Here is a 20,770-nt window from a genome sequence, read left to right as displayed (position 1 = left end):
GACCGTGCCGTCCGCTGTGGGGCGAACCGTCACCGTGCGGCGGCCAGATGGACCGGGATGCGGACCACGTTGATCCGGGAGCCGTCGCGCGCCGACACCTCGTAGACCTCGACCGTGCCCGGTCCGGCCGCGGCCCGCCCGTACCGGACGTTCAGCCGGTAGGCGCCGCGGCAGCCCGAGCCGCAGGACGCCGTGGTGAACGCGGTGCCGATCTCCCGGCCCGCCGCGTCCAGCACCCGGACGCTCACCGTCGCCTCGTACACGTCGGCGGTCCCGGTGACGGTGACCGGGCTGGTCACCCGATCGCCGATCGCCGGGGCGGTCACCACGATCGGCGGCAGCAGGTCGGCGTAGTCGTCCCGCCCGGTCGCGGCGTCGGGCGGGGCGAAGGCGACCCGCCGGACGGTGGGGAACTGGGTGAGCGTCCAGACCACCTGGGCCCGGCGCAGCCGCGCGGCGGCCGCCCCGCCGGCGTCGAAGCCGGCCGGGGGCGACAGTGTCGCCACCCCGCCAGCGATGCGGGTCACCTGCGTGCCGGCCGGGACCAGGGTGCTCAGCCCGGCGGCCGTCTCGGCCGGGGACGGGCCGGCGGCCAGCTCGGTGAGCGCCAGCCGCGACGTGGCCACGGTCGCCGGCAGCGCACGCCGGGTGGGCACGAGCTTCCCGCCCCGCGCGAACCAGAGCTGCACGGTCAGCGTCCCGTCCGGCGCCGGCGGCGCGGCGCTGGCCGGCGTACCCGTCCTCCCGGGTGTGGTCGGGGTGCCCGGCGCGGACGGTGTCGGCGCGCGGGACGCGCCGGTCGGGCCGGCGGCAGCGGTGGTGGTGGTCGACGGGCCGGCCGGGGCGGGTCCGAGGGTGCCGGTGCGCGGCGGGGCGCAGCCGGTGGCCAGCAGCAGCGCGGCGAGCGGCGGGATCAGGCGTCGCATGGGGTGCTCCCGGCGTCGAGGGGGAGGGTGAGGCGGAACCGGGTGCCCCGGCCGACCTCGCTCGTCACGTCGAGCCGGCCGCCGAGCAGCCGGGCGTTCTCGTGGGCGATGGCCAGGCCGAGCCCGCTGCCGGGGCCGGTGCGGGCCGGGTCCACCTTGTAGAACCTGTCGAAGATGTGCGCCAGGTGCTCGGCGGGGATGCCGGGCCCGCGGTCGGCGACCTCGACGACGAGGCCGGCGGCGCCGGGCCGGATCTGGACGCGCAGATCGCCGCCGCCGTGTTCGACGCCGTTGGCCACCAGGTTGGTCAGGATCCGTTCGAGCCGGCGCGGGTCGGTCACCACGAGCGGCGCGTCGCCGTCCACGCTGGTCCGGGCGGCGTCCGGGTGGGCGGCCACGATCCCGCGCAGCAGCGCGCCGACGTCGACCGGGCGGGTGGCGAGCACCTCCCGCCCGGCGTCCAGGCGGGAGATCTCCATCAGCTCCTCGACGAGCCGGCGCAGCCGGACCACGTCGGCGACGAGCAGTTCGGCGGCGCGGCGGGCGTCGGCCGGGAGGGCGTCGAGCTGGTCGGCGAGCAGCGAGGCCGCCGCCACCAGGGCGGTGACCGGGGTACGCAGCTCGTGCGCCACGTCGCCGGTGAACCGCCGCTCCCGGGCCTGCGCCTGGGACAGCGCTTCGATCTTGGTCTCCAGCGCCTCGGCCATCTCGTTGAAGGAGCTGGCCCACGCGCTGAACTCGTCCCGGCCGCGCACCGGCAGCCGGGTGTGCAGCAGCCCTTCGGCGACGGCCCGCGCGGCCCGGCTGGCCCGGCCGACGGGTTCCAGGGTGCGGCGGGCGAGGACGTTGCCGACCCCGGCGGCGAGCAGCACCACCACCGCCCAGCCCACCACCGAGGCGGTGCGGAGCTGGTCGAGGGCGTCGACGAGGTCGTCCTCGACGGTCACCACGTACAGCTCGGCGGTGGAGCCGGGGATCCGGCCGCCGACCACCAGCAGGTGCGGCCGGCCGGAGGCGCGCTGGAAGCCGAGCTGGCCGGCGGCGACGGCCGCGCGGACATCGGGGTCGGGCGTGGGCGCGTACCGGGGATTGGACGCCTGGGCGTCACCGGCGACCAGCAGCACGTGGCGGCCGGACTCCTCGAAGCTGGCCAGCAGGTCGGTGCGGCGGGCGTCGGTCAGCGGCAGGAACTGCGCGGCGACCACGAGCTGGTAGCGGGCGTCGGCGGCCGCGCGTTGCAGCGAGCCGTCGAAGCGGGCCTGCCGCAGCATGAGGTAGGAGCCGGTGGCCAGCGCGCCGGCGGACATGCCGGCGACGAGGACGAACGCGACGACGAGCCGGCGTCGCAGCCGCCCGGGTACGACTCTGCCGGCCACCATGGCGCGCTCACCCCGTCGAGAGCTTGTAGCCGGCCCCGCGGACCGTCCGGATGAGGGTCGGCGCGCCCGGGTCGTCCTCCACCTTGGCGCGCAGGCGCTGCACGGCGACGTCGACCAGCCGGGAGTCGCCGAGGTAGCTGTGTCCCCACACCCGGTCGAGCAGCAGCTCGCGGGTGAACACCTGGCCGGGACGCCGGGCCAGCTCCAGGAGCAGCCGGAACTCGGTGGCGGTGAGGGTCAGCTCGCGGCCGTCGCGGCGGGCCACGAAACGGGCCGGGTCGATCTCCAGCGGCCCGGCCGTCACGGTGGTCTCGGGAGCCGGGGCGACGGTCCGGCGGAGCACGGCGCGGACCCGGGCGACCAGCTCCGGCAGGTCGAACGGCTTGCGGAGGTAGTCGTCGGCCCCGCACTCCAGACCGACCACCACGTCGATGGTGTCGGTGCGGGCGGTGAGCATGAGGATCGGCACCTGACTGGTCCGCCGGATCTCCCGGCACACCTCGAATCCGTCGAGGCGGGGCAGCATCACGTCGAGCACGATGAGGTCGACCGGGCCGGCCCGCCACGCGGCGAGGGCGGCGGGCCCGTCGACGGCGGTGGCCACCCGGAACCCGGCCCGGCGCAGGCCGAGGGCCGACACCTCCCGGATGGAGGCGTCGTCCTCGACGACCAGCACACGGCCCTCCATGGCTACCCACGGTAGTCCGGTGCGACGCCTCGGGGCGTGGGCGCAACGGACGGTGATGAGGGGCCGGTCGGCCCCTCTCACCTGGGAAAGGGTCACGCCTGCCACTGGTGGGCCACGTCGATCACGATGCGGCTGTGCGTGCCGGGGCCGCTGAGCACGAACACCCGGAACGGCAGCTGGGCGCGAACCCCGACCGCGAAGGTGGTGTAGCCCTCGAAGCTGCCGCCGAAGACGACGTCCCGCAGCGTGCGGTAGCCCAGCACGGTCGCGGCGTGCTCGCCGGCGCGGTAGGGCAGCGTGGCGACGTGCTCGTCGTCGTACGCGGGCGCCCGCAGCGACACCGACAGCAGCGCGCCACCGGCGGTGTACGGGCTCAGCGGAAGGCCCTGCCCCTCGGTGTACGTCTCGCCGTAGGCGACGGAGTAGCCGTTCGCCGGTCCGGCGAACTCGAAGACCACCCGGTCCCAGCAGTCGTGCCGCCCGGTGCGGACCTCGATCAGCGGGTCGGTGCTGAGGGCGCCGGCCGTCTTGGCCGTGCTGCCCCAGGTGATCCCGCAGTACGGCGCCGCCGCGGTGGCGCCGCCGGCCCCGGCGACCAGACCGCCGAGCACGACGACCAGCGCCAGCAGTGTTCTCCTCAGTTTCATGGTGGCCTCCCTGACGGTGTGCCGGGACCCCGTCCGGTGTCCCTGCCCAGACGGTCGACCCGCCGTGCCACAGCGCCTTCGCAGCCGGGTAACCGCCCGGTAACAGGCGCGCGGGTCAGCCGTGCACCGGATGCTCGGCCTGGAAGGCGAGCCGGCGGTCCGCGCCGGCGGCCAGCCCGGCGAGCACGTCGTCGAGGTCGAGGAAGGACTGCCAGCGCGGCTGCCCGGTGATGTCGGCGAGCCGGTCGACCACCAGCTCCTCCAGGTCGGTGACGCGCTTGCCCTTCCACACCTTGTCGGCGAGGCTGACCAGCAGGTCCTCCAGCTGGACACCGGGCGCGTGCCAGGCCGCGTGGGTGACGGCGAAGCGGGCCCGCTCCTCGGGCACGCCGAAGCGCAGCAGCAGCTGGTAGCCCGCCTCCTCGTGCGCCGAGCCGGGACCGGACAGCTCCTCGGGGTGCTCGACCTTGCCGAGGTCGTGGACGGCCGCCCCGAACAGCACCGCCTGCCGGTCGAACGGCACCAGCGGGAAGCGGGCGGCGAACGCCGCGGTGAGCTGCCGGGCGACGTCGTGCACGAGCCGCAGGTGCGCGGCCAGGCGGGGCGGCGCGTCGAGGGCGTCGAGCAGCTCCACGGCCACCCCGGGCAGGGGCGGCAGCGGCGGGTCGCCGGGGTCGGTGAGAGCGCGGCGCAGCGCGTCGGAGGTCACCGGGGCGAGGGTACCGGCCCGGGGCGGTCACCGTACGGGATGACCGTGTGGCCGACGGTGGTCCGGCCGCTCGTCCGATGCGTGGTGATCGTCCGTTCAGGAGGGTGAGGCGACGTCCACCACGGGGGGTTCCATGACCGAGATGAATCGACGCGCTCTGCTGCGCACCGCCGCGCTGGCCGGCGTGGCCGCGGCGACCGGCCTCACCGCCGCGGCGCCCGCCGCCGCCGCGGGGACCACCGAGGTGGTCAACGGGCCGTGGCTGGTCAGCGTCGGCTGGGGGGTGCTCCAGGTCAACCCCGGGCGCACCACGCCGCAGCCGCTGCTCGCGGACGGCGACCAGGCCACCACGTCGCCCGACGGGCGGTACGTGGCCTGGGTCAACAACGCCCGCTCCGGCGACGGCAGCCTCGAGCCCTACGTGTCGCTGTACGACCGGGTCACCGGCGAGGTCCGGAACCTGCTCGCCGACCCGTTCGGAGTCGTCTACGGCGCGCCGACCTGGTCCCCGGACGGCACGCGGATCGCCCTCGTCATCGGGAACGACACCCTGGTCGCGGTCGACGTGGCCACGGGCGGCAAGCGGGTGCTCGTCCAGGGGCACGCCATGGCGTACCCGAACTGGTCCCGGGACGGCTCGATGATCGTCATGCGCTGGCTCAGCCGCTCCGAGGGGCCGCAACTGCGCACGCTGGAGCTGGCCACCGGCAAGGTGCGGCCGATCTACACGCCGGAGGCGGCCGGCGAGCTCTTCCACGGGCCGGTGTTCATGCCCAACTCGGAGCGGGTGGTGTTCTGCACCAACCGCTGGACCCGGGACACCGAGGTGCTCGGCGGGGCGGCGCTCGGCTCGGTGCGCATCGACGGCACCGGGCTCAGGCGGCTCACCGACGAGCCCCGCTACTACCAGTCCCCGGTGTTCTCGCCCGACGGGCGCTACTGCGCCGCGCTGTCGATCCCGCCGACCAACGAGGCGCCGGACGGCGGCAACATCATCGTCTCGACCAGCGGCTTCGGCGAGCCCTGGTGGATCCCCGGCGACGAGTACGACGACAGCAGCCGGCTCGACTGGGCCCGCGCCATCTGACCCGACACGACCCGCGACGCGGCGACCGGTGCTCCGGCCGCCGCGTCGGCGTACCCGGGGTGGATTTCCGCGCCCCCGGCCGGGCGCGGTGCGAGGCTGGAGGGCGGGCGCCGCCGACGGGGGCGACGACCGCAGTGGAGGGTGCGATGGCCGAGCCGCCGACCGGGACCTCGTCGCGCAGCGCGCAGGCGCACGGCCGCCACGCCAACCGGCGCAGCTACCACGACGGCGCGCAGGTCAACGGGTACGTCGACGACCCGTACCACCGGGTCCGCCGCGCGGTCGCCGCCCGGCTGATGGTCGACGGCGTGCCCGGCGGCCGGCCGGTGCTGGAGCTGGGCTGCGGTCCCCGCGGCATGCTCGACCCGGCGGCGCTGCCCGGCCCGCTCGTGGTGGCCGACATGGCCGAGACCGCGTTGGGCGCGGCCCGCCGGGCCGCGGGCGGGGCGGCCCTGCCGGTCTGCCTGGACGCCACCCGCGGTCTGCCCTTCCGCGCCGGCAGCTTCGCCGGCCTGCTCACCGGCGAGCTGATCGAGCACGTCTACGACCCCCTGGCGCTGCTGCGGGAGTGCCACCGGGTGCTCGCCCCGGGCGGCCTGCTCGTGCTGACCACGCCCAACCTGGCGCCCGCGCAGGACCGGCTGGCGTTCCTCGCCGGCCGGGCGCCCCGCCAGGTGGACCCGCTGCACCCGTACCTCTGGCTGCACATCCGGCCGTTCACCGCCTCGCTGCTGCGGCGGGTGCTGTGCCGGGCCGGGTTCACGCCGCTGGCCATCCGGTCCAACGAGGTCGGTTGGCGGCTCCCCGGTGGACGGTGGGTCGCCTCCCGGCTGCTGGCCCGGGTCGCACCGGGGCTCGGCGGGTCACTGATCTGCGCCGCCCGGCGGACGGCGGAGGCGCCGTCACCCAGGGGTGCGGAACGCCCGAACAGCGCGTGATGGCGAGATTGACAAAGGGCTATCATGAGGGTTCCGTCGTCGACCGGGGGATGTCATGGCGCGCCTGTTCACCTGGGTCGTCAACAATCTCGACGCGTTCATCGGCCTGGTCCTGGCCGTGACCGTGGCCGTTCTCGGCCTGACCAACACGGTCAGCCAGGACGTGGTCAACAGCGCCATCCTGCTGGTCCTCGCCGTGCTCGCCCAGGCCGTGCTGCGCGACCGGCTGCGCCGGGAGACCGCCCAGCAGGAAATGCGGGAGGTCATGCGGGCCACCCGCGACCGGCTCACCGAGCTGGTCCCGCAGATGCACGAGATCACCGGCCCGGACGGGGCGCTCAACCGGGCCCGCGAGGCGATCGACAGCGTCTCCATGGTGCGGGTGCTGCACGGCAGCGAGGTCGGCCGGGCCCTCGCCGAGGCCCGCCAGCACACCGACTCGTGGGCGTTCAAGGGCGGCACCGGCACCTTCACCCGGGCGGTCACCCTGCCGCAGTGCCTGGAGCACGCACGCCGGCGCAACGCCACCCTCAGCTTCGCCATCGAGATCATCGACCCGACCGACGAGGACGTCTGCGAGCGCTACGCGCGGTTCCGGCGCAGCCTCGACCCCGACGCGCCGGGGGAGCGCTGGACCGTCGACCGCACCCGCAAGGAGTCCTACGCGACAGTGCTCGCGGCCTGCTGGCACCTGCAACGTTCCGGGCTGCTCACCGTCGAGGTCCGGCTCTCCGCGCAGATGACCACCTTCCGCTACGACCTCTCCTCGTCGTGCGTCATCATCACCCAGGAGAACCCGCAGACACCCGCCCTGCGGATCGACCGCAGGGAGCTCTACTACAACCGGTTCAACATCGAGCTGGACTACAGCCGCAAGCAGAGCCGGCGGGTGCCCATCGAGGCCGCCGCGACGGTGAAACTGGACGACGAGCCCTCCGTCGAGCAGGTCCGCAAGCTGTTCGCCGGGCTCGGGATACCGCTACCCCGGTCCTTCGGCGACCGGGAGGTCGCCGACATCGTGAGCCGGGCCATCCAGGCGAGGAACCCGTACGCATGATGACCTACGCCGACCTCGAACGGGAGATCGACCGGGGCGCCCGGCCGGAACTGCTGCGCGGCTGGGTGCTCGACGTCCTCGACGACGTCGCCGAGGGGCGGCGGCCGCTGCTGGCCGTCCGGCACCCGCTCGGCTTCACCTGCCTGCCGGTGGAGCGCACCGGCGCCGACGGGATCTGCGTGCACGCCTGGCCGGCCGACCCGCCGCCGGTGCGGCCGACCACCTCGACCATGCACTCGCACAGCTGGGACCTGCTCAGCCACGTGCTGCACGGCACGGTCCGCAACGAGCTGATCGAGGTGACCGACGACCCCGCCGACCCGTCGTGGCGCATCTACGAGGTGCACAGCCGGGGCGACGTGGACGAGATGGCGGCCACCGACCGGCTGGTCACCGCGGTGACCGCCACCGTGGAGACGCACTCCGCCGGCGACTCGTACGCGCTGCGCGCCGGCGGCTTCCACACCTCGGAGGTCCACGCCGGCGAGCCGGCGGTGACCGTGGCGCTCGGCCGGACCACGCCCGGCGTGTGCGACCTGAGCCTCGGCGCGGTGGACGGGCGCAGCCACCGGATCCGCCGGGACCGCTGCGACGCGGCCGAGACGGCGCGGATGGCGCGGGACATCGCGCGACTGGTGGCACGGGGCTGACCGGCTGGAGGAGCCATGGACGTGGACCCGAACAGAGACGGGCCCGAGCTGCGCGACGCGCACCGGTTCGCCGTGGAGGCGGCCCAGGCGGCCGGGCGGCTGCTGCGCCGGGGCACGAGGGGCGAGCTGCACGCCCGCGCCAAGAACGACTCCGGTGACCTGGTCACCGACCTCGACCTGGCCGCCGAACGGCTGATCGTCGACCGGATCCGCGCCCGCTGGCCGGAGCACGGGGTGATCGCCGAGGAAGGCGGCGAGTACGCCGCCGACAGCACCTGGGCCTGGCTGGTCGACCCGCTCGACGGCACCAACAACGTGGCGATCGGGCTGCCCGCGTACGTGGTGGGGATCGCGCTCTGCGACCGCGGCTCGCCGGTGCTCGGCGTGGTGCACGACCCGGTCGCCGGCCGCACCTGGTCCGCCGTGCGCGGGCAGGGCGCCTTCGTGCACGAGTCCGGCCCGGCCGCCCGCCCGCTGCACGCGCCCCGCCGGCCGGTGCCGACCGCGCCGGTGCTGGCCTGGACCCAGGGGCACGGCGTGGCCCGCGACGACAGCACCGCCCGCGCCCTCAAGGTGGTGCTCGACACCACCGCGCGGCGGGTGCTGCAACTGTGGGCGCCGCTGCTGTCCTGGGTGATGCTGGCCCGCGGCGACATCGACGGCATCGTGGGCTACCGCCCCGAGGCGGTCGACCTGCCGGCCGGGATGCTGCTCGCCGCCGAGGCCGGCATGGCGGTCCGGGCCCTCGACGGTGGCTCCTTCGACGACCGCTACGGCTGCCCGGCCGACCGGCGCAGCTTCGTGGCCGGCCCGCCGGAGACCATCGACCGGCTGGTCAAGCTGGTCACCGCGGCACAGTGGATCGAGCCGCAGGTCCGCCAGCTCACCCCCATCAGCCTCACCACCGTCGGCTGGTGAGGCGGGGCTGGCCGGGAATCTGGCGCCGGGCGGCGTGCGGACTTTCCGTGCTCGCTCGGCTACGGTGTGATGTTGGCGCTTGTCTCTGACGTCGCTCGGGCCACCTCGGTAGGTGAGTAGATGACCGAACCCTCGTTCGCGGGCCGGCTGCGTGCGCTCCGGGAGGAGAGCGGGCTCTCCCTGCGCGGTCTGGCGAGACTGACGTTCTACGGCAAGTCCTACCTGCACGAGCTGGAAACCGGCGCCAAGACTCCGACGCCGCGGATCGCCCAACAGCTCGACCGGGTGTTGCGCGCCAGAGGTGAACTCGTCGCGCTGGCCGCCAGACCGGGTGTCCGCCGGCGGGACCTGGTCGCCGCCGCAGGCCTCGCGGCCGCCCTGCCCCACACTCTGCTGAACCACGGTCGCCAGGTCGGCGCGGCGACGCCCGCGCGGCTCGCCGAACGCACCGCCCGGCTTCGCCGCCTCGACAACTACCTCGGTGGCGCCGACACCCGGCACGCCTACGCCGCCGAGGTCGAGTCCACGACCCGCCTCATCCGAGACGGTTCCTACCGCGACCGGGTCGGCCGAGAACTGCTGGCGATCCTCGCGGAGCAAGCGCAACTGGCCGGCTGGGCGGCCTTCGACGCGGGTGTCCATGGCGACGCGGAGCGCCTGTACCGGACCAGCCTCGCGGCAGCCCGAGAGGCGGATGATGCGGCGCTCGTGGCCAACGGACTCGCGCTGCTCGCCTATCAGCAGCTCACTCTGCACGGCCGAGCCGTCGACCTGGCCGAGGCGGCCCGCACCGCCGTGGGCGCAGCCGCGACACCCGGGGTCCGGGCGTTGCTGCACCTGCGCGCCTCCTGGGTATTCGCGAACGCCGGGGAGGCGGACACGGCAGACCGCTACCTGGGCATCGGCACCCGCTGTCTCGCGGAGCCGGACGGCGGGCCGGAGCCGGACTGGGTCTACTGGGTCGACGGCCGGGAGGGCGAGATCATGACCGGGCGGTGCTGGACGGCGCTCCGTCGACCGGTCCGGGCCATTCCGGTCCTTGAGCGGGTGCTGGCCGGCTTTGACGACACCTACGCCCGGGACAAGGCCCTCTACCTCACGTGGCTGGCCGACGCGTACCTGGACGCGAATGAGGTCGAGCTGGCCTGTGACGCCGCCGCCACCGCTCTACGGCTGGCGGGTGGCGTCGCCTCCATCCGGCCCGGCCAACGGATTGGCACACTGCTGCGTCGCCTGGACCCGCACCACGCGTTGTCCTGTGTGGTCGAGCTGCGGCAACTGGCCGCCGAGGCGGCTACGCGTCCTGGACCGACCGCCGCAGCCACTCCAGATAGTCCGTAGCCCCTCGCGCGATCGGCACCGCGACGACCTGCGGGTTCTGCCACGGGTGCTCGGCGAGCAGGAACCGTTCCAGCTCCGCGTATCGCGCGGCGGTGGTGACCAGTAGGACCTGCCATTCCTCGCTGGTGCCCTGCTCGCCGAGGTGCCAGAACACACTCGTCACCGGGCCCAGCACCTGTGCGCTCGCGGCGAGGCGGGCCGCCACGGCTCCCTCCGCCAGCCGGACCCCGGCGGCACGGGTTTCGGTCGCCGTCGACACCTGAAGGAAGTCGTCCACTTGGCACACCCTAGTGGCGGTGTCTGTCCGCGGACAGCGCGGACGAACAGCGGACGGCAGCCCGCTGGATCTCGCGCCGATCCCTGGTCAGGCTTCTTCTGACCAGGAAAACTCCGCCCGCCGCGATCTTTCGCCGGGCGATGCCGGCAGGGAGTGACCGTGAGCGCACAGGCCTTCGCCCCGCACGCGCGACCGATCAGCGGCCACGAGCCGGTGTTGCCGATCTGGAGCTGTGGTGGGTGTGCCGCGCCGTGGCCCTGCGCCGACCGCCGGCAGCAGTTGACGGCCGAGTTCGCCGGGGCGCCCGTGTCACTCGCCCTCTACCTGGGCGCGCAGTTCGTGCGCGCCACCGCTGATCTGCACTGGGTGCCGGCCGGCGTGCTGCACCGGCGGTTCCTCGGGTGGGTGCGGTGAGCGTTCTCCGCGCCGGGGACGCCAAGTTCCATTACAGCGACGGGTCGCACCGGTGGATTCCGCCGGATCCGGACTACGACCAGGAGGTCTGGAACGAGCAGGTGCGGCAACACCTGCACCGGCACCTGCGAAACGAGCGTCCGACAGTGCGGGTGCGGCGCGTCGTCGTGGGTTGACCGGGGCACCGGACCGCGGCGGGGAAGGGAAGGTGCCTGGTGTCCGCGATTCCCGCCGGTGTCTGCCATGCTCGGGGCGATGACCACCGGGCAGCCATCCAGACGCCGCGACCGGCGGCGCGTGGTGCGGGTCGGGCTCGCGGTCGGCGCGGCCGCGGCCGTTGTCGCGCTCGCCGTGGTCGTCGTGCCGCTGCTGCTGCCGCCGGGCCCGCGCCCGCCGTTCCAGCTTCCCGTGCCCTGCGGCGAGACCTGGCGGCTGGGCACCTACCCCGGTCACGACGACTACGACGTCGCCCCGTTTCCCACGGCGGGCGAGGCGTGGGGGCGGCCGGTGCTCGCGTCGGAGGCCGGCACGGTCACCGTGGCCGGGATCAACGGGTCGCTCGGTGGGCGTACCCCGGACAACCCCAAGGGTCCGCGCGGTCGTGGCGGAGGCTACTGGGTGACGATCGACCACGGCGGCCGGTGGGAGACGCAGTACCTGCACCTGCTCGAACCGCCGCTGGTCCGGGCCGGGCAGCGGGTCGCCCGCGGTGAGCAGCTCGGGCGGGTGGGCAGCACCGGCGACTCCGGCGCGCCGCACCTGCACTACGAGCAGCACCGGGGCTGGGAGAAGGTCGAAACCTGGTTCGACGGCTCACCCTCGGGCATCACCCAGGACGACTCCGAGTACAGCGTCACGCTGACGAGCAACAACTGTTCGACAGCGGGATGAGTCGTGCCCGCTAGTCTGGCGATCATGGGGGACTGGAGGCTCCGACCGGCCGCGGCGGCGGACGTCGAGGCAGTCGCCGAGTTGCGGGCCGTGGTGCTGCGGGCGGACCTGGAGCGGCTCGGGCGGTACGACGAGCATCGGGTGCGGCAGCGACTGCGGGACGGGTTCCGGCCCGCGCACACCTGGGTGATCGAGGTGGGCGGCGGGTTCGGCGGCTGCGTGGCGCTGCGGCCGGCCGAGGACGGCCACTGGCTGGAGCACTTCTACCTGGCCCCGCACCTGCAGGGCGGCGGCATCGGTGCGGCCGTGCTGCGCGGACTGCTGGAGCGGTGCGACCGCGCCGGCACGCTGGTCCGGCTGAATGTGCTGCGGGGAAGCCCGGCGCGGCGGCTGTACGAGCGGCACGGATTCACGGCCGAGAACGAGGACCCGGTGGACGTGTTCATGGTGCGCGAGCCGGCCTCGGCCGTATGTGGCAAATGATCTTCGTGATATGTTCTGCGTCGCTGTGCGCTGCTGCGAACTGAGGAGGTGAGACCGATCAACGCTGTGACAGGTCGGGGCTCCCTCCCTCGCATGGCCTAGGGAGTGCCCGCACAAGGCATCCCGAAAGGCTCGACACGCTATGCGCTTCACCTCTCAGGCGTCGTCCGACGGCGTCTCCGAACAGCTCTTCACCCTCGGTGAGATTCCCGGCGTGCTGTGGACGCCGGACGGCGCCACCGGCACCCGCCCCCTCATCCTCATGGGCCACGGCGGCGGCCAGCACAAGAAGGCCCCCGGCATCCTGGCCCGCGCCCGCCGCTTCGTGACGGAGTGCGGTTTCGCGGTGGTGGCGGTCGACGTGCCGGCGCACGGCGACCGGCCGAAGGTCGAGGAGTACGACCGGATCGCGGCCGGGAACCAGGCTCGCGTGGCGGCCGGGGAGGACCTGGCGCCGCTGATCGCCGGTTTCCAGGCGCTCGTGGCCCGCCGGACCGTTCCGGAGTGGCGGGCGGTCCTGGACGCGGCCCAGGCCCTTGACCACGTCGGTGCCGGCCCGGTGGGCTACTGGGGTGTGTCGCTGGGGTGCGGCCTCGGCGTTCCGTTCGTGGCCGCCGAACCCCGGGTCCGTGCGGCGGTGCTCGGCCTGGGCGGGGCGCTGGCCTCGGCGGAGGCCGCCGCGCGGATCACCGTCCCCGTGGAGTTCCTGCTGCAGTGGGACGACGAGCGGGTGCCGCGGGCCCAGGGACTGGCGCTGTTCGACGCCTTCGCCTCGACCGAGAAGACCCTGCACGCCAACCCCGGTGGGCACGGGGAGATGCCGGCGTTCGAGATGGACAGCACGCTGCGGTTCTTCGCCCGGCACCTGGGCTGACACCGCCGGTTCACCGACGCGCCGATCGGGATCCCGGTCCCGATCGGCGCGGTCGGCGGACCGGTCAGACCCGCGCGGCAGCCGGCTGCCGCAGCCGCTCGGCCAGGAACGCCTCCCAGGTGCGTACCCCGAGGGTGGCGTCGGGGCGGGCCAGGTTGTCCCCGTTCCGGTACGCCCGGCCCGCCTTGCCGGGCAGGCGGACCGGCACCCGCGGCCGCCGCCGGCCCACGGCCGCCAGGTATCCGGTGACCAGCTCGTCGAGGCCGTACACCCGGGGCCCGGCCAGGTCGGGCACCAGGCCGGCCGGCGCGCCCAGCGTCAGCGCGACCATCCGGGCCGCCACCTCGCGGGCGTCGACCGGCTGCAGCCGCAGCCCGCCGGGGACCGGCACGACCGGCAGCTTCGCCATCTTCTCCACCATGGTCAGCACCAGGTTGTGGAACTGGGCGGCGCGGATCGTCGTCCACGGCACGCCCGACGCGGCGACGGCCCGCTCGGCGTCCAGCTTGGACCGCAGCCAGGCCAGCGGCACCCGGTCCGCGCCGACCACCGAGATGTGCACGAGGTGCCCCACGCCGGCGCGCCGGGCGGCGTCGACCAGATGGCGGGTGGCCACGTCGTCGCCCTTCGGGCCGCCCGCCAGGTGCAGCACGGTGCCGACTCCGCGTACCGCCGGGTCGACGCCCTCGCCGGTGAGCAGGTCGGCGGTGACGTGCGTGACGCCGTCGCCGGGCCGGCCCCCGTGCCGGCTGAGCACGCGCACCGGGTGGCCGGCCTCGCGCAGCAGGGGTACGACCAGCCGCCCGAGGGTGCCGGTGCCGCCGGTGACCAGGATGGGTGCGTTCATGTCGTCCTCCGTGTCGAAGATCCGTTCCGTTTCGGCTTCACCGGCTCGACCCGCGGGAGGCGGCGGATGTGACCGGAGTGAGCGGCGTCACCTCCGGTCACACGGGCGGGCCGGCCGGGGTCGGTCAACCGGGAACCCGCGAGGAAGGATGGGGACATGGGCGAGGACAGCTGGCTGGCCGAACGGTTCGAGCAGCAGCGACCGCAGCTGCGGGCGGTGGCCTACCGGATGCTCGGCTCGGTGAGCGAGGCCGAGGACGCCGTGCAGGAGACGTGGTTGCGGCTCGCCCGTGCCGACGCCGCCGAGGTCGACAACCTGGCCGCCTGGCTGACCACGGTGGTCGCCCGGGTCTGCTTGAACACCCTGCGGGCCCGCGCCGCCCGCCGGGAGGACCCCCTCGACGTACGCCTGCCCGACCCGGTCGTCGAGGTCACCGGGGCGGACGCCGATCCGGCGCAGGCCGCGGTGCTGGCCGACTCGGTCGGGTTGGCCCTGCTGGTGGTCCTGGACACCCTCACCCCGAGCGAGCGGCTCGCCTTCGTGCTGCACGACATGTTCGGCGTGCCCTTCGAGGAGATCGGCGCGCTGGTCGACCGGTCGCCGGCCGCGGCCCGGCAGCTCGCCAGCCGCGCCCGCCGCCGGGTCCGCGGTCAGGCGCCCGCGCCCGACCCGGACCTGGCCCGCCAGCGGGAGGTGGTCACCGCGTTCCTGGCCGCCGCCCGGGACGGTGACTTCGACGGGCTGGTCGCCGTGCTGCACCCCGACGTGGTGCTGCGCTCCGACGGCGGGACCGCCCGGGCCCGGCACTCCACCGTGCTCACCGGCGCGCGGGTGGTCGCCGCGCAGGCCACCACGTTCGGCCGGTTCTCGCCGTTCGCCCGGCCGGTGCTGGTCAACGGCGCCGCCGGGGTGCTGGTCAGCGCGGCCGGCCGGCCGCTGTCGGTGATGGCGTTCACGGTCACCGGCGGGCGGATCGCCGCCATCGACGTGATCGCCGACCCGGAGCGGCTGGCCGCGCTGGACCTCGCGGGCTGATCCCGGCGCCGGGGCGCGGAGCCGGCCGGCCGGCCGGGGCCGGCGTCAGGGGACGATGACCAGGTTGGCCATGTCGACCACGGGCCGGAAGCCGAGGTTGGCGTAGATCCGGTTCGAGGTCGGGTTGGCCTGGTCGGTGAACAGGCACACCCGCGCCCCCTCGGCCCGCAGCAGCCCGGACACCTCGGCCACCGCGTTGCTGGCCCAGCCGTGCCCGCGCTGCTCCGGCGGGGTGTACACCGGGCCGATGCGTGCCACGCCGAACGACGGCGGGTGGGCGGCGGTGAGGTGCACCCGCCGGCCCGTCTCGTCGGTCCAGAACCACAGCCGTCCGCCGCGGATCCGGCGCAGCAGTTCGGCGCGGTCGGGGGTCTCGTGCGCGCTGACATCGCGCGGGCGGCCCGCCTGCTCGTCGGCGTCGGCCATGAACGCCGCGAACCACTCGGCGGCCAGGTCGACGTCGTCCTCGGTCGCGACGGCCAGGGAGCCGGGCACCCGCGCCGGTGCCACCAGGTCGCCGAGCTCGTGCAGCCGGGTGTGCTGCGCGACCTCGACCCGGCCGCCACCGAGCCGGGCCACCTCGGCGGCGCACCGCCGCACCGCGGGCAGCGCGCCGTTGACGGCGCGTACCTCCTCCCCGCGCTCGTGCCAGGCCTGAGCCAGCGCCACGGCCGCCTCGTCGGGCATCGGGAGCAGGAACGGCGGGCGCGGCGCGAAGGGCGCCGTCCGCATCCCGGCCCCGACGACCTCGCCGGAGGCGTCCCGCACCACCAGCCACCAGTCGTCCTCGGGCGGCGCGACCCCGTCGGCCCGCCCGGCCGCCTGCCGGTGCGCGACGGTGGCCACCACCGTGCCGACCACGGGGTCCGCCGCCAGGTGGTCGCCGGCCGCGGCGAGGAACTCGGCCGGGTCGGTGTGGAAGTGCAGGGTCGGCGCGTCGCTCATCCGCGCACGGTAGCCCGCGGCCGGTGCGCGGCCGTACCGGATTTCCGGCGCCGCTCCCGACCTGCGGCGGGACGTGCCGCCGGGGCGCCCGTCAGGGGCGGCCGATCAGCTCGCCGACGTAGAGGGTCGCGGCGAGCAGGTCGGGGTCGCCCGTGCGGTCGTAGCACTCGACGGCCGTGTCGGCGAACTTCAGGACGTGCTCGTCGCCGTGCTCGGCGGCCCGCTGGAGCGCGTCCTCCCGGGTCGGTTCGGGCCAGCGCCGGACGATCTCCGTGGCCGGGGCCGGCCGGGCCGGGGCGTACGTCGCGACGACCGCCGCCACGGCCGCCCAGGCCGCCCCGAGGCTGGGCAGCCACTGGTCCCTCGGCAGCACCGGGAGTACGTGCCGCACGGCGTTGGGTGCGGTCGCGGCGTGGACGAGCAGGACCGGCGAGCCGTGGCCGAGCCCCAGGTACGCCCGGGCGGCGCCGTCGACCAGTGCCTCCAGTCGCGCCGGGACGTCGTCGGCGGACCCGGCCGGTTCCAGCGCGCGCAGGCTCGCGGTCCAGCCCGGGCTGCGCTCCAGCCGGTCGAGCCGGTGGGCGATGAAGCCGCTCTGGTCGGTGAGCCGCGTGACGGCGGCCAGCGCCTCGTGCGGTGGGAGGGTGCCGGCCGGCGCGACCACCCCGGTGAGCTCGCGGTAGCGCGCCGCCCAGAACGCCAGCCCGTGGGCCAGCTCGTCGAGGGCCGGCCGGGCGGGGACGCGAGTGCCGCGCAGGGCACGCACCGCGTGGCTGACCCGGATCACGCCGTGGGTCGAGCCGGCCACGATGCCCGGCAGCAGCCGCGGCCACCACTCGGCGAGCACGGTCCGCCACGGCCGCTCGGCCAGTTCGTGCCGGAAGTACGCGGTCCAGTCGGGCAGCCGCCGTGCCCGGCCGAGCGCCGCGCCCCACTCGCCGGGGCGGATGGCCTCGCTCGTGGGGGGCAGCTCGGCCAGGCAGCCCACGTAGCGGTCGAGCCAGCGCTCGACGTCGACGTCGAGGCCGCGCCGGACCATCACCTCGACGGCCATCGGGCCGTGGTTGGTCAGCCCGTGGTTGCCCTCCTCGTCGCCCCCGAACTCCGGCCCGTACGCGTGCAGCCGCTCGTACGCCTCGGGCAGAGTCTCGGTCATCGATTCGCGGGTCATCGTGGGTGTCCTCTCCGTGCTCCGGTTGGGTGTCCTCAGTGTCCGGTGGCGTCCCGGAGCCGGCCACGATTAGGCTGCGTCCTAATCGGGGAGGCTCGGGCATGATCCACCTGCACGTCACGGCGGCGGACCTGACCCGGGTGCGTTTCGCCGCCGCACCGCTCACGGAAACCGTCGCCAGCCTGCGCACGCTGTCCGCCGGCGGGCAGGGGGCGCACCTGCACCGCCCCTGGATCGACAGGTTCGCCGAGCGGGCGAGCCGGCTGCGCGAGCGCGACCTCGACCTGCTGCGGGCGCTGGTGCGCCCGGAGGGCTACATTCCCGACTTCCTGCTGCCGCCACCGGGCCGCCGGTCGGCGACCTTCGCCGACGCGCTGGCGCAGGTCGCCGACGCCGACCCGGAGACGGTGGCGACGGAGTTGGCGCACCTGGCGACCCACCGGGTCGCCCAGCGGGGGCCCGGCCGCGAGGGGCGGCGGGTTCTGCTCCAGGCGCTGGTGGACCGGCCGGACGCGGGCATCGGCCCGGTGACGGACGCGCTCGCCGCGTACCACCGGGTCGCGATCGCGCCCGACTGGCCGCGGATCGACGCGTTGCTCAGCGACGACATCGCCTACCGGCTCGACGCCCTGGCCGACGGCGGCGTCGTCCGGATGATGAGCAACCTGCACCCGTCGGTCACGTTCGCCGGTCAGACGCTGAGCATCGTGAAGTACTACGACGGCCACGCCGACTGCGGCGGGCGCGGCCTGCTCCTCGTGCCGTGCGCCTTCGCCTGGCCGGACGTGCTGGTGCGCACCGCGCACCCCGATTCCCCCAGCGTCTCCTACTCGCCGCGTGGCCTGGGCCGGCTCTGGGCGGAGCAGCCCGAGCAGCGCGGCTCGGCGCTCGCCGGCGTGCTCGGCCAGACCCGGGCCGCGCTGCTGGCCCAGCTGGACCTGCCGATGTCGACGAGCCAGGCCGCCACCCAGATGGCCCTCTCCGCGCCGACGCTCAGCGTGCACCTGCAGGCGCTGCGCGCCGCCGGGCTGCTCACCTCGCGCCGGGCGGGCCGGCAGGTGCTCTATGCGCGGACCGACCTCGGCGACCGGCTGCTTCGCGGGGCAGGCGCCTGAGTCGCCCGCCCCCGGGCCGCTTCGCGCGGGCACGCCCCGGCCGGTGGTCAGGGTGCGATGCGCAGCCGGCGGATGCGGGCGTCGTCGTAGTCCTCGAAACGGAACCGCAGGCCGGCGAACGGGCTGCCGGGGAAGTCGCCGGTGATGGTGGCGGTCACCACGGTGCCCGCCGGGGTGTCCTCGACGTCGGTGATCTCGTAGGAGACCAGCGGGGTCCCACGGCGCCACTCGCGGATCGCCGCGATGCCCCGGTGGGTCCTCCCCTCGTCCTCGACCACGGCGTCGTCGGCGAAGAGGGCGAGGTAGGCCTCCCGGTCCGGCTGGCCGGCGAGCGCGAAGTAGCGGCGGATGATCTCGGGTGCGGTGTCCACGGGGTGCTCCTTGCCGTTGGGATGCTGGTGGGCCGGCGGCGGGTCCCGCGGGTGGCGAGACGGTCGCCCGCGCCTCACCCGGGCAGCACGGGACGGACGCGCGGCGGCGTCGTATCGTGTAACTGCTGAATTGAAAGTAAGTCGCTTCGACTTTAGCACCTACCGGCGAGGAGCTGGCATGCCAGGGAAGATCCGCCTGGAGGACCGTGAGTGCCCGCTCTCGGCGACGCTCGGCGTGGTCGGCGAGTGGTGGATCCTCCTGATCCTGCACGACGCGTTCGACGGCTATACCCGCTTCGAGCAGTTCCAGGAGAACCTCGGCATCTCCTCCAGCATGCTGACCAGCCGGCTCCGCACCCTCACCGGTAACGGCCTGCTGGAGCGCCGCCGCTACCAGACCCGCCCCGACCGGTACGAGTACGTCCTCACCGAGCTGGGCCGCAGCCTGCGGCCGGTGATCGTCGCGCTCGCCGCCTGGGGCAACTCCCGCCTCGCGCCCGAGCGGCGCAGCATGATCCTCGTCGACCGGGAAACCGGGGCGGAGGTGGAGCCGGTCGTGGTGGACCGGGCCACCGGCCGGGAGCTGGACCCGGAGCACTTCGTCTTCGCCGCCGGACCCGCCGCCGGTCCGGTGATGCGCGCCCGGTACGAGGGCGGCACGCCGGAACGGTCTCCGCGCCGGCAGCCGGACTAGCGGGGCCGGAGCGTGGTCAGGAACCGGGACCGAGCAGCAGGGCGGCCACGGTGGCCGCGGTGGCCAGCACGGCGAGCGCGGCGCTGGTGGCCACGAACCGGCCCAGCGGCACGGACACCCCGGCGGCCCGGCAGCGCTCGTACCAGATCAGCGTCGCCAACGAGGCCCACGGCGTGGCGAGCGGGCCGACGTTGGTGCCGACCAGCAGGGCGAGCAACTGGGTGTGCCGGTCGGCGGCGATGACCGCCTCGCCGGCCACGTACGCGGGCAGGTTGTTGACCGCGTTGGCGAAGAGCGCGCCGACGCCGCCGGCCCGTAGCGCGCCCTCCGCGCCCGGATCGGCGCCGATCAGCGTGCCCATCACGGTGTCCAGGCCGTGCCGGCCGATGGTCTGCACCACGAGGAACAGCCCGGTCACGAAGACCAGCAGACGCCACGGCACCAGCGCGAGGCGCAGGCTGCCCCGGGCGCGCACCGCGAACCCGGCGACCAGGATCGCGGCCGCCGCCCCGGAGGCGAGTCCGATCTCGACCCCGGCCAGGATCCCGGCGACGAAGAGCAGGCAGGCGGCGAGCGCGGTGCGGTAGAGCGTCCGGTCCGGCGGCACGTGCGGCGGCGGCGGGACGAACGGGTCGGCGCCCGCGCGGGCCGGTCGCCAGTACCACCACCAGAGCAGCAGCATCGTGATCAGGATGGCGACCAGCTGCGGCCACCACATCCGGGCCGCCCAGGGCACCGGCTCCAGGTCGATCCGTTCGCTGGCCAGGATGTTGGTCAGGTTGGACACCGGCAGCAGCAGGCTCGCCGTGTTGGCCAGCCACACCGTGGTCATCGCCAGCGGGGTCGGCGGCACGCCCAGCTTGCGGGCCAGGGCGATCATCACCGGGGTGAGCAGGACGGCCGTGGTGTCCAGGTTGAGCGCGATGGTGGTCACCGAGGCGAACCCGACGCAGAGCCAGAACAGGGCCCGGTAGCTGCCCCGGGCCGTGATCGCCACCCGGGCGGCGAGCGCGTCGAACACGCCGGCCACCGCGGTCAGCTCGGCCAGCACCACCACCGTGCCGAGGAAGATCAGGATGGGCACGATCCGGCGTACGGTGGCCTCGGCGTCGGCCCGGGGGAGGAGTCCGGTGAGGACGCAGACGACGCCCACCACGGCCAGGCTCAGCGCGATCCAGTCCAGGACGTGCAGCCGTCCCCAGCGGGATCGGTCCGGCGCGGCGGACGGCGGCTCGCCCACGGTCTCCACGAGGGATGATCCTCGCACACCCCCGCCCGGCCGGACCGGCCGACGCGACCGCCCCGGCGGCTGC

General features: G+C 75.0%; 25 protein-coding genes. 14 read left to right on the top strand and 11 right to left on the bottom strand.

Features of this window, described 5'->3' with window-relative positions:
• Positions 1-29: 29 nt before the first annotated feature.
• The 5 genes from ACZ6PY_RS16245 to ACZ6PY_RS16225 all read right to left on the bottom strand — a co-directional run bounded on the left by ACZ6PY_RS16245 (position 30) and on the right by ACZ6PY_RS16225 (position 4,349).
• Positions 30-926: a Gmad2 immunoglobulin-like domain-containing protein gene (locus ACZ6PY_RS16245; protein ID WP_466072903.1), complete on the bottom strand. Its 897-nt coding sequence runs from the start codon at positions 924-926 to the stop codon at positions 30-32.
• On the bottom strand, positions 914-2,305 hold the full coding sequence (locus ACZ6PY_RS16240; RefSeq protein WP_466072901.1) for an ATP-binding protein: 1,392 nt from the start codon (positions 2,303-2,305) through the stop codon (positions 914-916). The genes ACZ6PY_RS16245 and ACZ6PY_RS16240 overlap by 13 nt, the downstream gene beginning before the upstream one ends.
• A 7-nt stretch (positions 2,306-2,312) precedes the next feature.
• Positions 2,313-2,993 (bottom strand): response regulator, encoded by a 681-nt coding sequence (locus tag ACZ6PY_RS16235; protein ID WP_466072899.1) that lies wholly within the window; start codon positions 2,991-2,993, stop codon positions 2,313-2,315.
• A gap of 92 nt (positions 2,994-3,085) precedes the next feature.
• On the bottom strand, positions 3,086-3,640 hold the full coding sequence (locus ACZ6PY_RS16230) for an AMIN-like domain-containing (lipo)protein (protein WP_466072898.1): 555 nt from the start codon (positions 3,638-3,640) through the stop codon (positions 3,086-3,088).
• Between the two features lie 115 nt (positions 3,641-3,755).
• The gene (locus tag ACZ6PY_RS16225) at positions 3,756-4,349 is read right to left on the bottom strand and encodes an HD domain-containing protein (protein ID WP_466072896.1); all 594 of its coding nucleotides are present in this window, start codon (positions 4,347-4,349) and stop codon (positions 3,756-3,758) included.
• A gap of 142 nt (positions 4,350-4,491) precedes the next feature.
• Between ACZ6PY_RS16225 and ACZ6PY_RS16220 the strand changes: the two genes are divergently transcribed.
• The 6 genes from ACZ6PY_RS16220 to ACZ6PY_RS16195 all read left to right on the top strand — a co-directional run bounded on the left by ACZ6PY_RS16220 (position 4,492) and on the right by ACZ6PY_RS16195 (position 10,340).
• Positions 4,492-5,436, top strand: a complete 945-nt coding sequence (locus ACZ6PY_RS16220; protein WP_466072895.1) for a TolB family protein — start codon at positions 4,492-4,494, stop codon at positions 5,434-5,436.
• Between the two features lie 146 nt (positions 5,437-5,582).
• On the top strand, positions 5,583-6,374 hold the full coding sequence (locus ACZ6PY_RS16215; protein ID WP_466072894.1) for a class I SAM-dependent methyltransferase: 792 nt from the start codon (positions 5,583-5,585) through the stop codon (positions 6,372-6,374).
• A gap of 55 nt (positions 6,375-6,429) precedes the next feature.
• Positions 6,430-7,431: a hypothetical protein gene (locus ACZ6PY_RS16210; protein ID WP_466072892.1), complete on the top strand. Its 1,002-nt coding sequence runs from the start codon at positions 6,430-6,432 to the stop codon at positions 7,429-7,431.
• Positions 7,428-8,081: a hypothetical protein gene (locus ACZ6PY_RS16205; RefSeq protein WP_466072890.1), complete on the top strand. Its 654-nt coding sequence runs from the start codon at positions 7,428-7,430 to the stop codon at positions 8,079-8,081. The genes ACZ6PY_RS16210 and ACZ6PY_RS16205 overlap by 4 nt, the downstream gene beginning before the upstream one ends.
• A gap of 15 nt (positions 8,082-8,096) precedes the next feature.
• Positions 8,097-8,999, top strand: coding sequence for an inositol monophosphatase family protein (locus ACZ6PY_RS16200; RefSeq protein WP_466072888.1), 903 nt, complete (start codon positions 8,097-8,099; stop codon positions 8,997-8,999).
• 120 nt (positions 9,000-9,119) lie between these two features.
• Positions 9,120-10,340, top strand: a complete 1,221-nt coding sequence (locus tag ACZ6PY_RS16195; RefSeq protein WP_466072887.1) for a helix-turn-helix domain-containing protein — start codon at positions 9,120-9,122, stop codon at positions 10,338-10,340.
• Here the strand turns inward: ACZ6PY_RS16195 and cutA are convergent.
• On the bottom strand, positions 10,294-10,617 hold the full coding sequence (gene cutA / locus ACZ6PY_RS16190; RefSeq protein WP_466072886.1) for a divalent-cation tolerance protein CutA: 324 nt from the start codon (positions 10,615-10,617) through the stop codon (positions 10,294-10,296). The genes ACZ6PY_RS16195 and cutA overlap by 47 nt on opposite strands.
• A 159-nt stretch (positions 10,618-10,776) precedes the next feature.
• Between cutA and ACZ6PY_RS16185 the strand changes: the two genes are divergently transcribed.
• The 5 genes from ACZ6PY_RS16185 to ACZ6PY_RS16165 all read left to right on the top strand — a co-directional run bounded on the left by ACZ6PY_RS16185 (position 10,777) and on the right by ACZ6PY_RS16165 (position 13,279).
• Entirely contained in the window at positions 10,777-11,031 is a 255-nt protein-coding gene (locus ACZ6PY_RS16185) for a hypothetical protein (protein ID WP_466072884.1), read from the top strand.
• Positions 11,028-11,207 carry a hypothetical protein gene (locus tag ACZ6PY_RS16180; RefSeq protein WP_466072882.1) on the top strand — a complete coding sequence of 60 codons (180 nt, stop codon included), beginning with the start codon at positions 11,028-11,030 and terminating at the stop codon, positions 11,205-11,207. The genes ACZ6PY_RS16185 and ACZ6PY_RS16180 overlap by 4 nt, the downstream gene beginning before the upstream one ends.
• 79 nt (positions 11,208-11,286) lie before the next feature.
• Complete coding sequence (locus tag ACZ6PY_RS16175) at positions 11,287-11,922, top strand: M23 family metallopeptidase (protein WP_466072880.1); 636 nt, start codon at positions 11,287-11,289, stop codon at positions 11,920-11,922.
• A gap of 24 nt (positions 11,923-11,946) precedes the next feature.
• Positions 11,947-12,405, top strand: a complete 459-nt coding sequence (locus tag ACZ6PY_RS16170) for a GNAT family N-acetyltransferase (RefSeq protein ID WP_466072878.1) — start codon at positions 11,947-11,949, stop codon at positions 12,403-12,405.
• 142 nt (positions 12,406-12,547) lie between these two features.
• Positions 12,548-13,279 carry a dienelactone hydrolase family protein gene (locus ACZ6PY_RS16165; protein WP_466072876.1) on the top strand — a complete coding sequence of 244 codons (732 nt, stop codon included), beginning with the start codon at positions 12,548-12,550 and terminating at the stop codon, positions 13,277-13,279.
• A gap of 64 nt (positions 13,280-13,343) precedes the next feature.
• On the opposite strand, the gene ACZ6PY_RS16160 is transcribed toward ACZ6PY_RS16165, so the two are convergent.
• The gene (locus ACZ6PY_RS16160) at positions 13,344-14,126 is read right to left on the bottom strand and encodes an SDR family oxidoreductase (protein ID WP_466072874.1); all 783 of its coding nucleotides are present in this window, start codon (positions 14,124-14,126) and stop codon (positions 13,344-13,346) included.
• Between the two features lie 156 nt (positions 14,127-14,282).
• On the opposite strand from ACZ6PY_RS16160, the gene sigJ reads away from it, so the two are divergent.
• Positions 14,283-15,161: an RNA polymerase sigma factor SigJ gene (gene sigJ / locus ACZ6PY_RS16155; RefSeq protein ID WP_466072872.1), complete on the top strand. Its 879-nt coding sequence runs from the start codon at positions 14,283-14,285 to the stop codon at positions 15,159-15,161.
• Positions 15,162-15,206: 45 nt separating this feature from the next.
• Here the strand turns inward: sigJ and ACZ6PY_RS16150 are convergent, their stop codons facing one another.
• Both ACZ6PY_RS16150 and ACZ6PY_RS16145 read right to left on the bottom strand, forming a co-directional pair.
• Positions 15,207-16,106, bottom strand: a complete 900-nt coding sequence (locus ACZ6PY_RS16150) for a GNAT family N-acetyltransferase (RefSeq protein ID WP_466072870.1) — start codon at positions 16,104-16,106, stop codon at positions 15,207-15,209.
• A 91-nt stretch (positions 16,107-16,197) separates the two neighbouring features.
• Positions 16,198-17,262: a questin oxidase family protein gene (locus ACZ6PY_RS16145; protein ID WP_466072868.1), complete on the bottom strand. Its 1,065-nt coding sequence runs from the start codon at positions 17,260-17,262 to the stop codon at positions 16,198-16,200.
• A 116-nt stretch (positions 17,263-17,378) separates the two neighbouring features.
• On the opposite strand from ACZ6PY_RS16145, the gene ACZ6PY_RS16140 reads away from it, so the two are divergent.
• Positions 17,379-18,392, top strand: a complete 1,014-nt coding sequence (locus tag ACZ6PY_RS16140; protein WP_466072867.1) for an ArsR/SmtB family transcription factor — start codon at positions 17,379-17,381, stop codon at positions 18,390-18,392.
• Between the two features lie 47 nt (positions 18,393-18,439).
• On the opposite strand, the gene ACZ6PY_RS16135 is transcribed toward ACZ6PY_RS16140, so the two are convergent.
• Positions 18,440-18,763: a nuclear transport factor 2 family protein gene (locus ACZ6PY_RS16135; RefSeq protein ID WP_466072865.1), complete on the bottom strand. Its 324-nt coding sequence runs from the start codon at positions 18,761-18,763 to the stop codon at positions 18,440-18,442.
• Positions 18,764-18,941: 178 nt separating this feature from the next.
• On the opposite strand from ACZ6PY_RS16135, the gene ACZ6PY_RS16130 reads away from it, so the two are divergent.
• The gene (locus ACZ6PY_RS16130; RefSeq protein ID WP_466072863.1) at positions 18,942-19,457 is read left to right on the top strand and encodes a winged helix-turn-helix transcriptional regulator; all 516 of its coding nucleotides are present in this window, start codon (positions 18,942-18,944) and stop codon (positions 19,455-19,457) included.
• A gap of 16 nt (positions 19,458-19,473) precedes the next feature.
• On the opposite strand, the gene ACZ6PY_RS16125 is transcribed toward ACZ6PY_RS16130, so the two are convergent.
• Positions 19,474-20,706: an ArsB/NhaD family transporter gene (locus tag ACZ6PY_RS16125; protein WP_466072862.1), complete on the bottom strand. Its 1,233-nt coding sequence runs from the start codon at positions 20,704-20,706 to the stop codon at positions 19,474-19,476.
• Between the last annotated feature and the right edge of the window lie 64 nt (positions 20,707-20,770).

The sequence above is a fragment of the Micromonospora sp. NPDC048907 genome, assembly GCF_055586885.1.
The sequence above is the reverse complement of the archived record's forward strand: the minus strand, read 5'-3'. Positions and strand labels throughout refer to the sequence as shown.

Excerpts from the sequence above, each read along its gene's own strand:
- ACZ6PY_RS16245 (WP_466072903.1), bottom strand. The coding sequence starts at position 926 with ATGCGACGCCTGATCCCGCCGCTCGCCGCGCTGCTGCTGGCCACCGGC.
- ACZ6PY_RS16240 (WP_466072901.1), bottom strand. The coding sequence starts at position 2,305 with ATGGTGGCCGGCAGAGTCGTACCCGGGCGGCTGCGACGCCGGCTCGTC.
- ACZ6PY_RS16235 (WP_466072899.1), bottom strand. The coding sequence starts at position 2,993 with ATGGAGGGCCGTGTGCTGGTCGTCGAGGACGACGCCTCCATCCGGGAG.
- ACZ6PY_RS16230 (WP_466072898.1), bottom strand. The coding sequence starts at position 3,640 with ATGAAACTGAGGAGAACACTGCTGGCGCTGGTCGTCGTGCTCGGCGGT.
- ACZ6PY_RS16220 (WP_466072895.1), top strand. The coding sequence starts at position 4,492 with ATGAATCGACGCGCTCTGCTGCGCACCGCCGCGCTGGCCGGCGTGGCC.
- ACZ6PY_RS16215 (WP_466072894.1), top strand. The coding sequence starts at position 5,583 with ATGGCCGAGCCGCCGACCGGGACCTCGTCGCGCAGCGCGCAGGCGCAC.
- ACZ6PY_RS16210 (WP_466072892.1), top strand. The coding sequence starts at position 6,430 with ATGGCGCGCCTGTTCACCTGGGTCGTCAACAATCTCGACGCGTTCATC.
- ACZ6PY_RS16205 (WP_466072890.1), top strand. The coding sequence starts at position 7,428 with ATGATGACCTACGCCGACCTCGAACGGGAGATCGACCGGGGCGCCCGG.
- ACZ6PY_RS16200 (WP_466072888.1), top strand. The coding sequence starts at position 8,097 with ATGGACGTGGACCCGAACAGAGACGGGCCCGAGCTGCGCGACGCGCAC.
- ACZ6PY_RS16195 (WP_466072887.1), top strand. The coding sequence starts at position 9,120 with ATGACCGAACCCTCGTTCGCGGGCCGGCTGCGTGCGCTCCGGGAGGAG.
- ACZ6PY_RS16175 (WP_466072880.1), top strand. The coding sequence starts at position 11,287 with ATGACCACCGGGCAGCCATCCAGACGCCGCGACCGGCGGCGCGTGGTG.
- ACZ6PY_RS16170 (WP_466072878.1), top strand. The coding sequence starts at position 11,947 with ATGGGGGACTGGAGGCTCCGACCGGCCGCGGCGGCGGACGTCGAGGCA.
- ACZ6PY_RS16165 (WP_466072876.1), top strand. The coding sequence starts at position 12,548 with ATGCGCTTCACCTCTCAGGCGTCGTCCGACGGCGTCTCCGAACAGCTC.
- ACZ6PY_RS16160 (WP_466072874.1), bottom strand. The coding sequence starts at position 14,126 with ATGAACGCACCCATCCTGGTCACCGGCGGCACCGGCACCCTCGGGCGG.
- sigJ (WP_466072872.1), top strand. The coding sequence starts at position 14,283 with ATGGGCGAGGACAGCTGGCTGGCCGAACGGTTCGAGCAGCAGCGACCG.
- ACZ6PY_RS16150 (WP_466072870.1), bottom strand. The coding sequence starts at position 16,106 with ATGAGCGACGCGCCGACCCTGCACTTCCACACCGACCCGGCCGAGTTC.
- ACZ6PY_RS16145 (WP_466072868.1), bottom strand. The coding sequence starts at position 17,262 with ATGACCGAGACTCTGCCCGAGGCGTACGAGCGGCTGCACGCGTACGGG.
- ACZ6PY_RS16140 (WP_466072867.1), top strand. The coding sequence starts at position 17,379 with ATGATCCACCTGCACGTCACGGCGGCGGACCTGACCCGGGTGCGTTTC.
- ACZ6PY_RS16130 (WP_466072863.1), top strand. The coding sequence starts at position 18,942 with ATGCCAGGGAAGATCCGCCTGGAGGACCGTGAGTGCCCGCTCTCGGCG.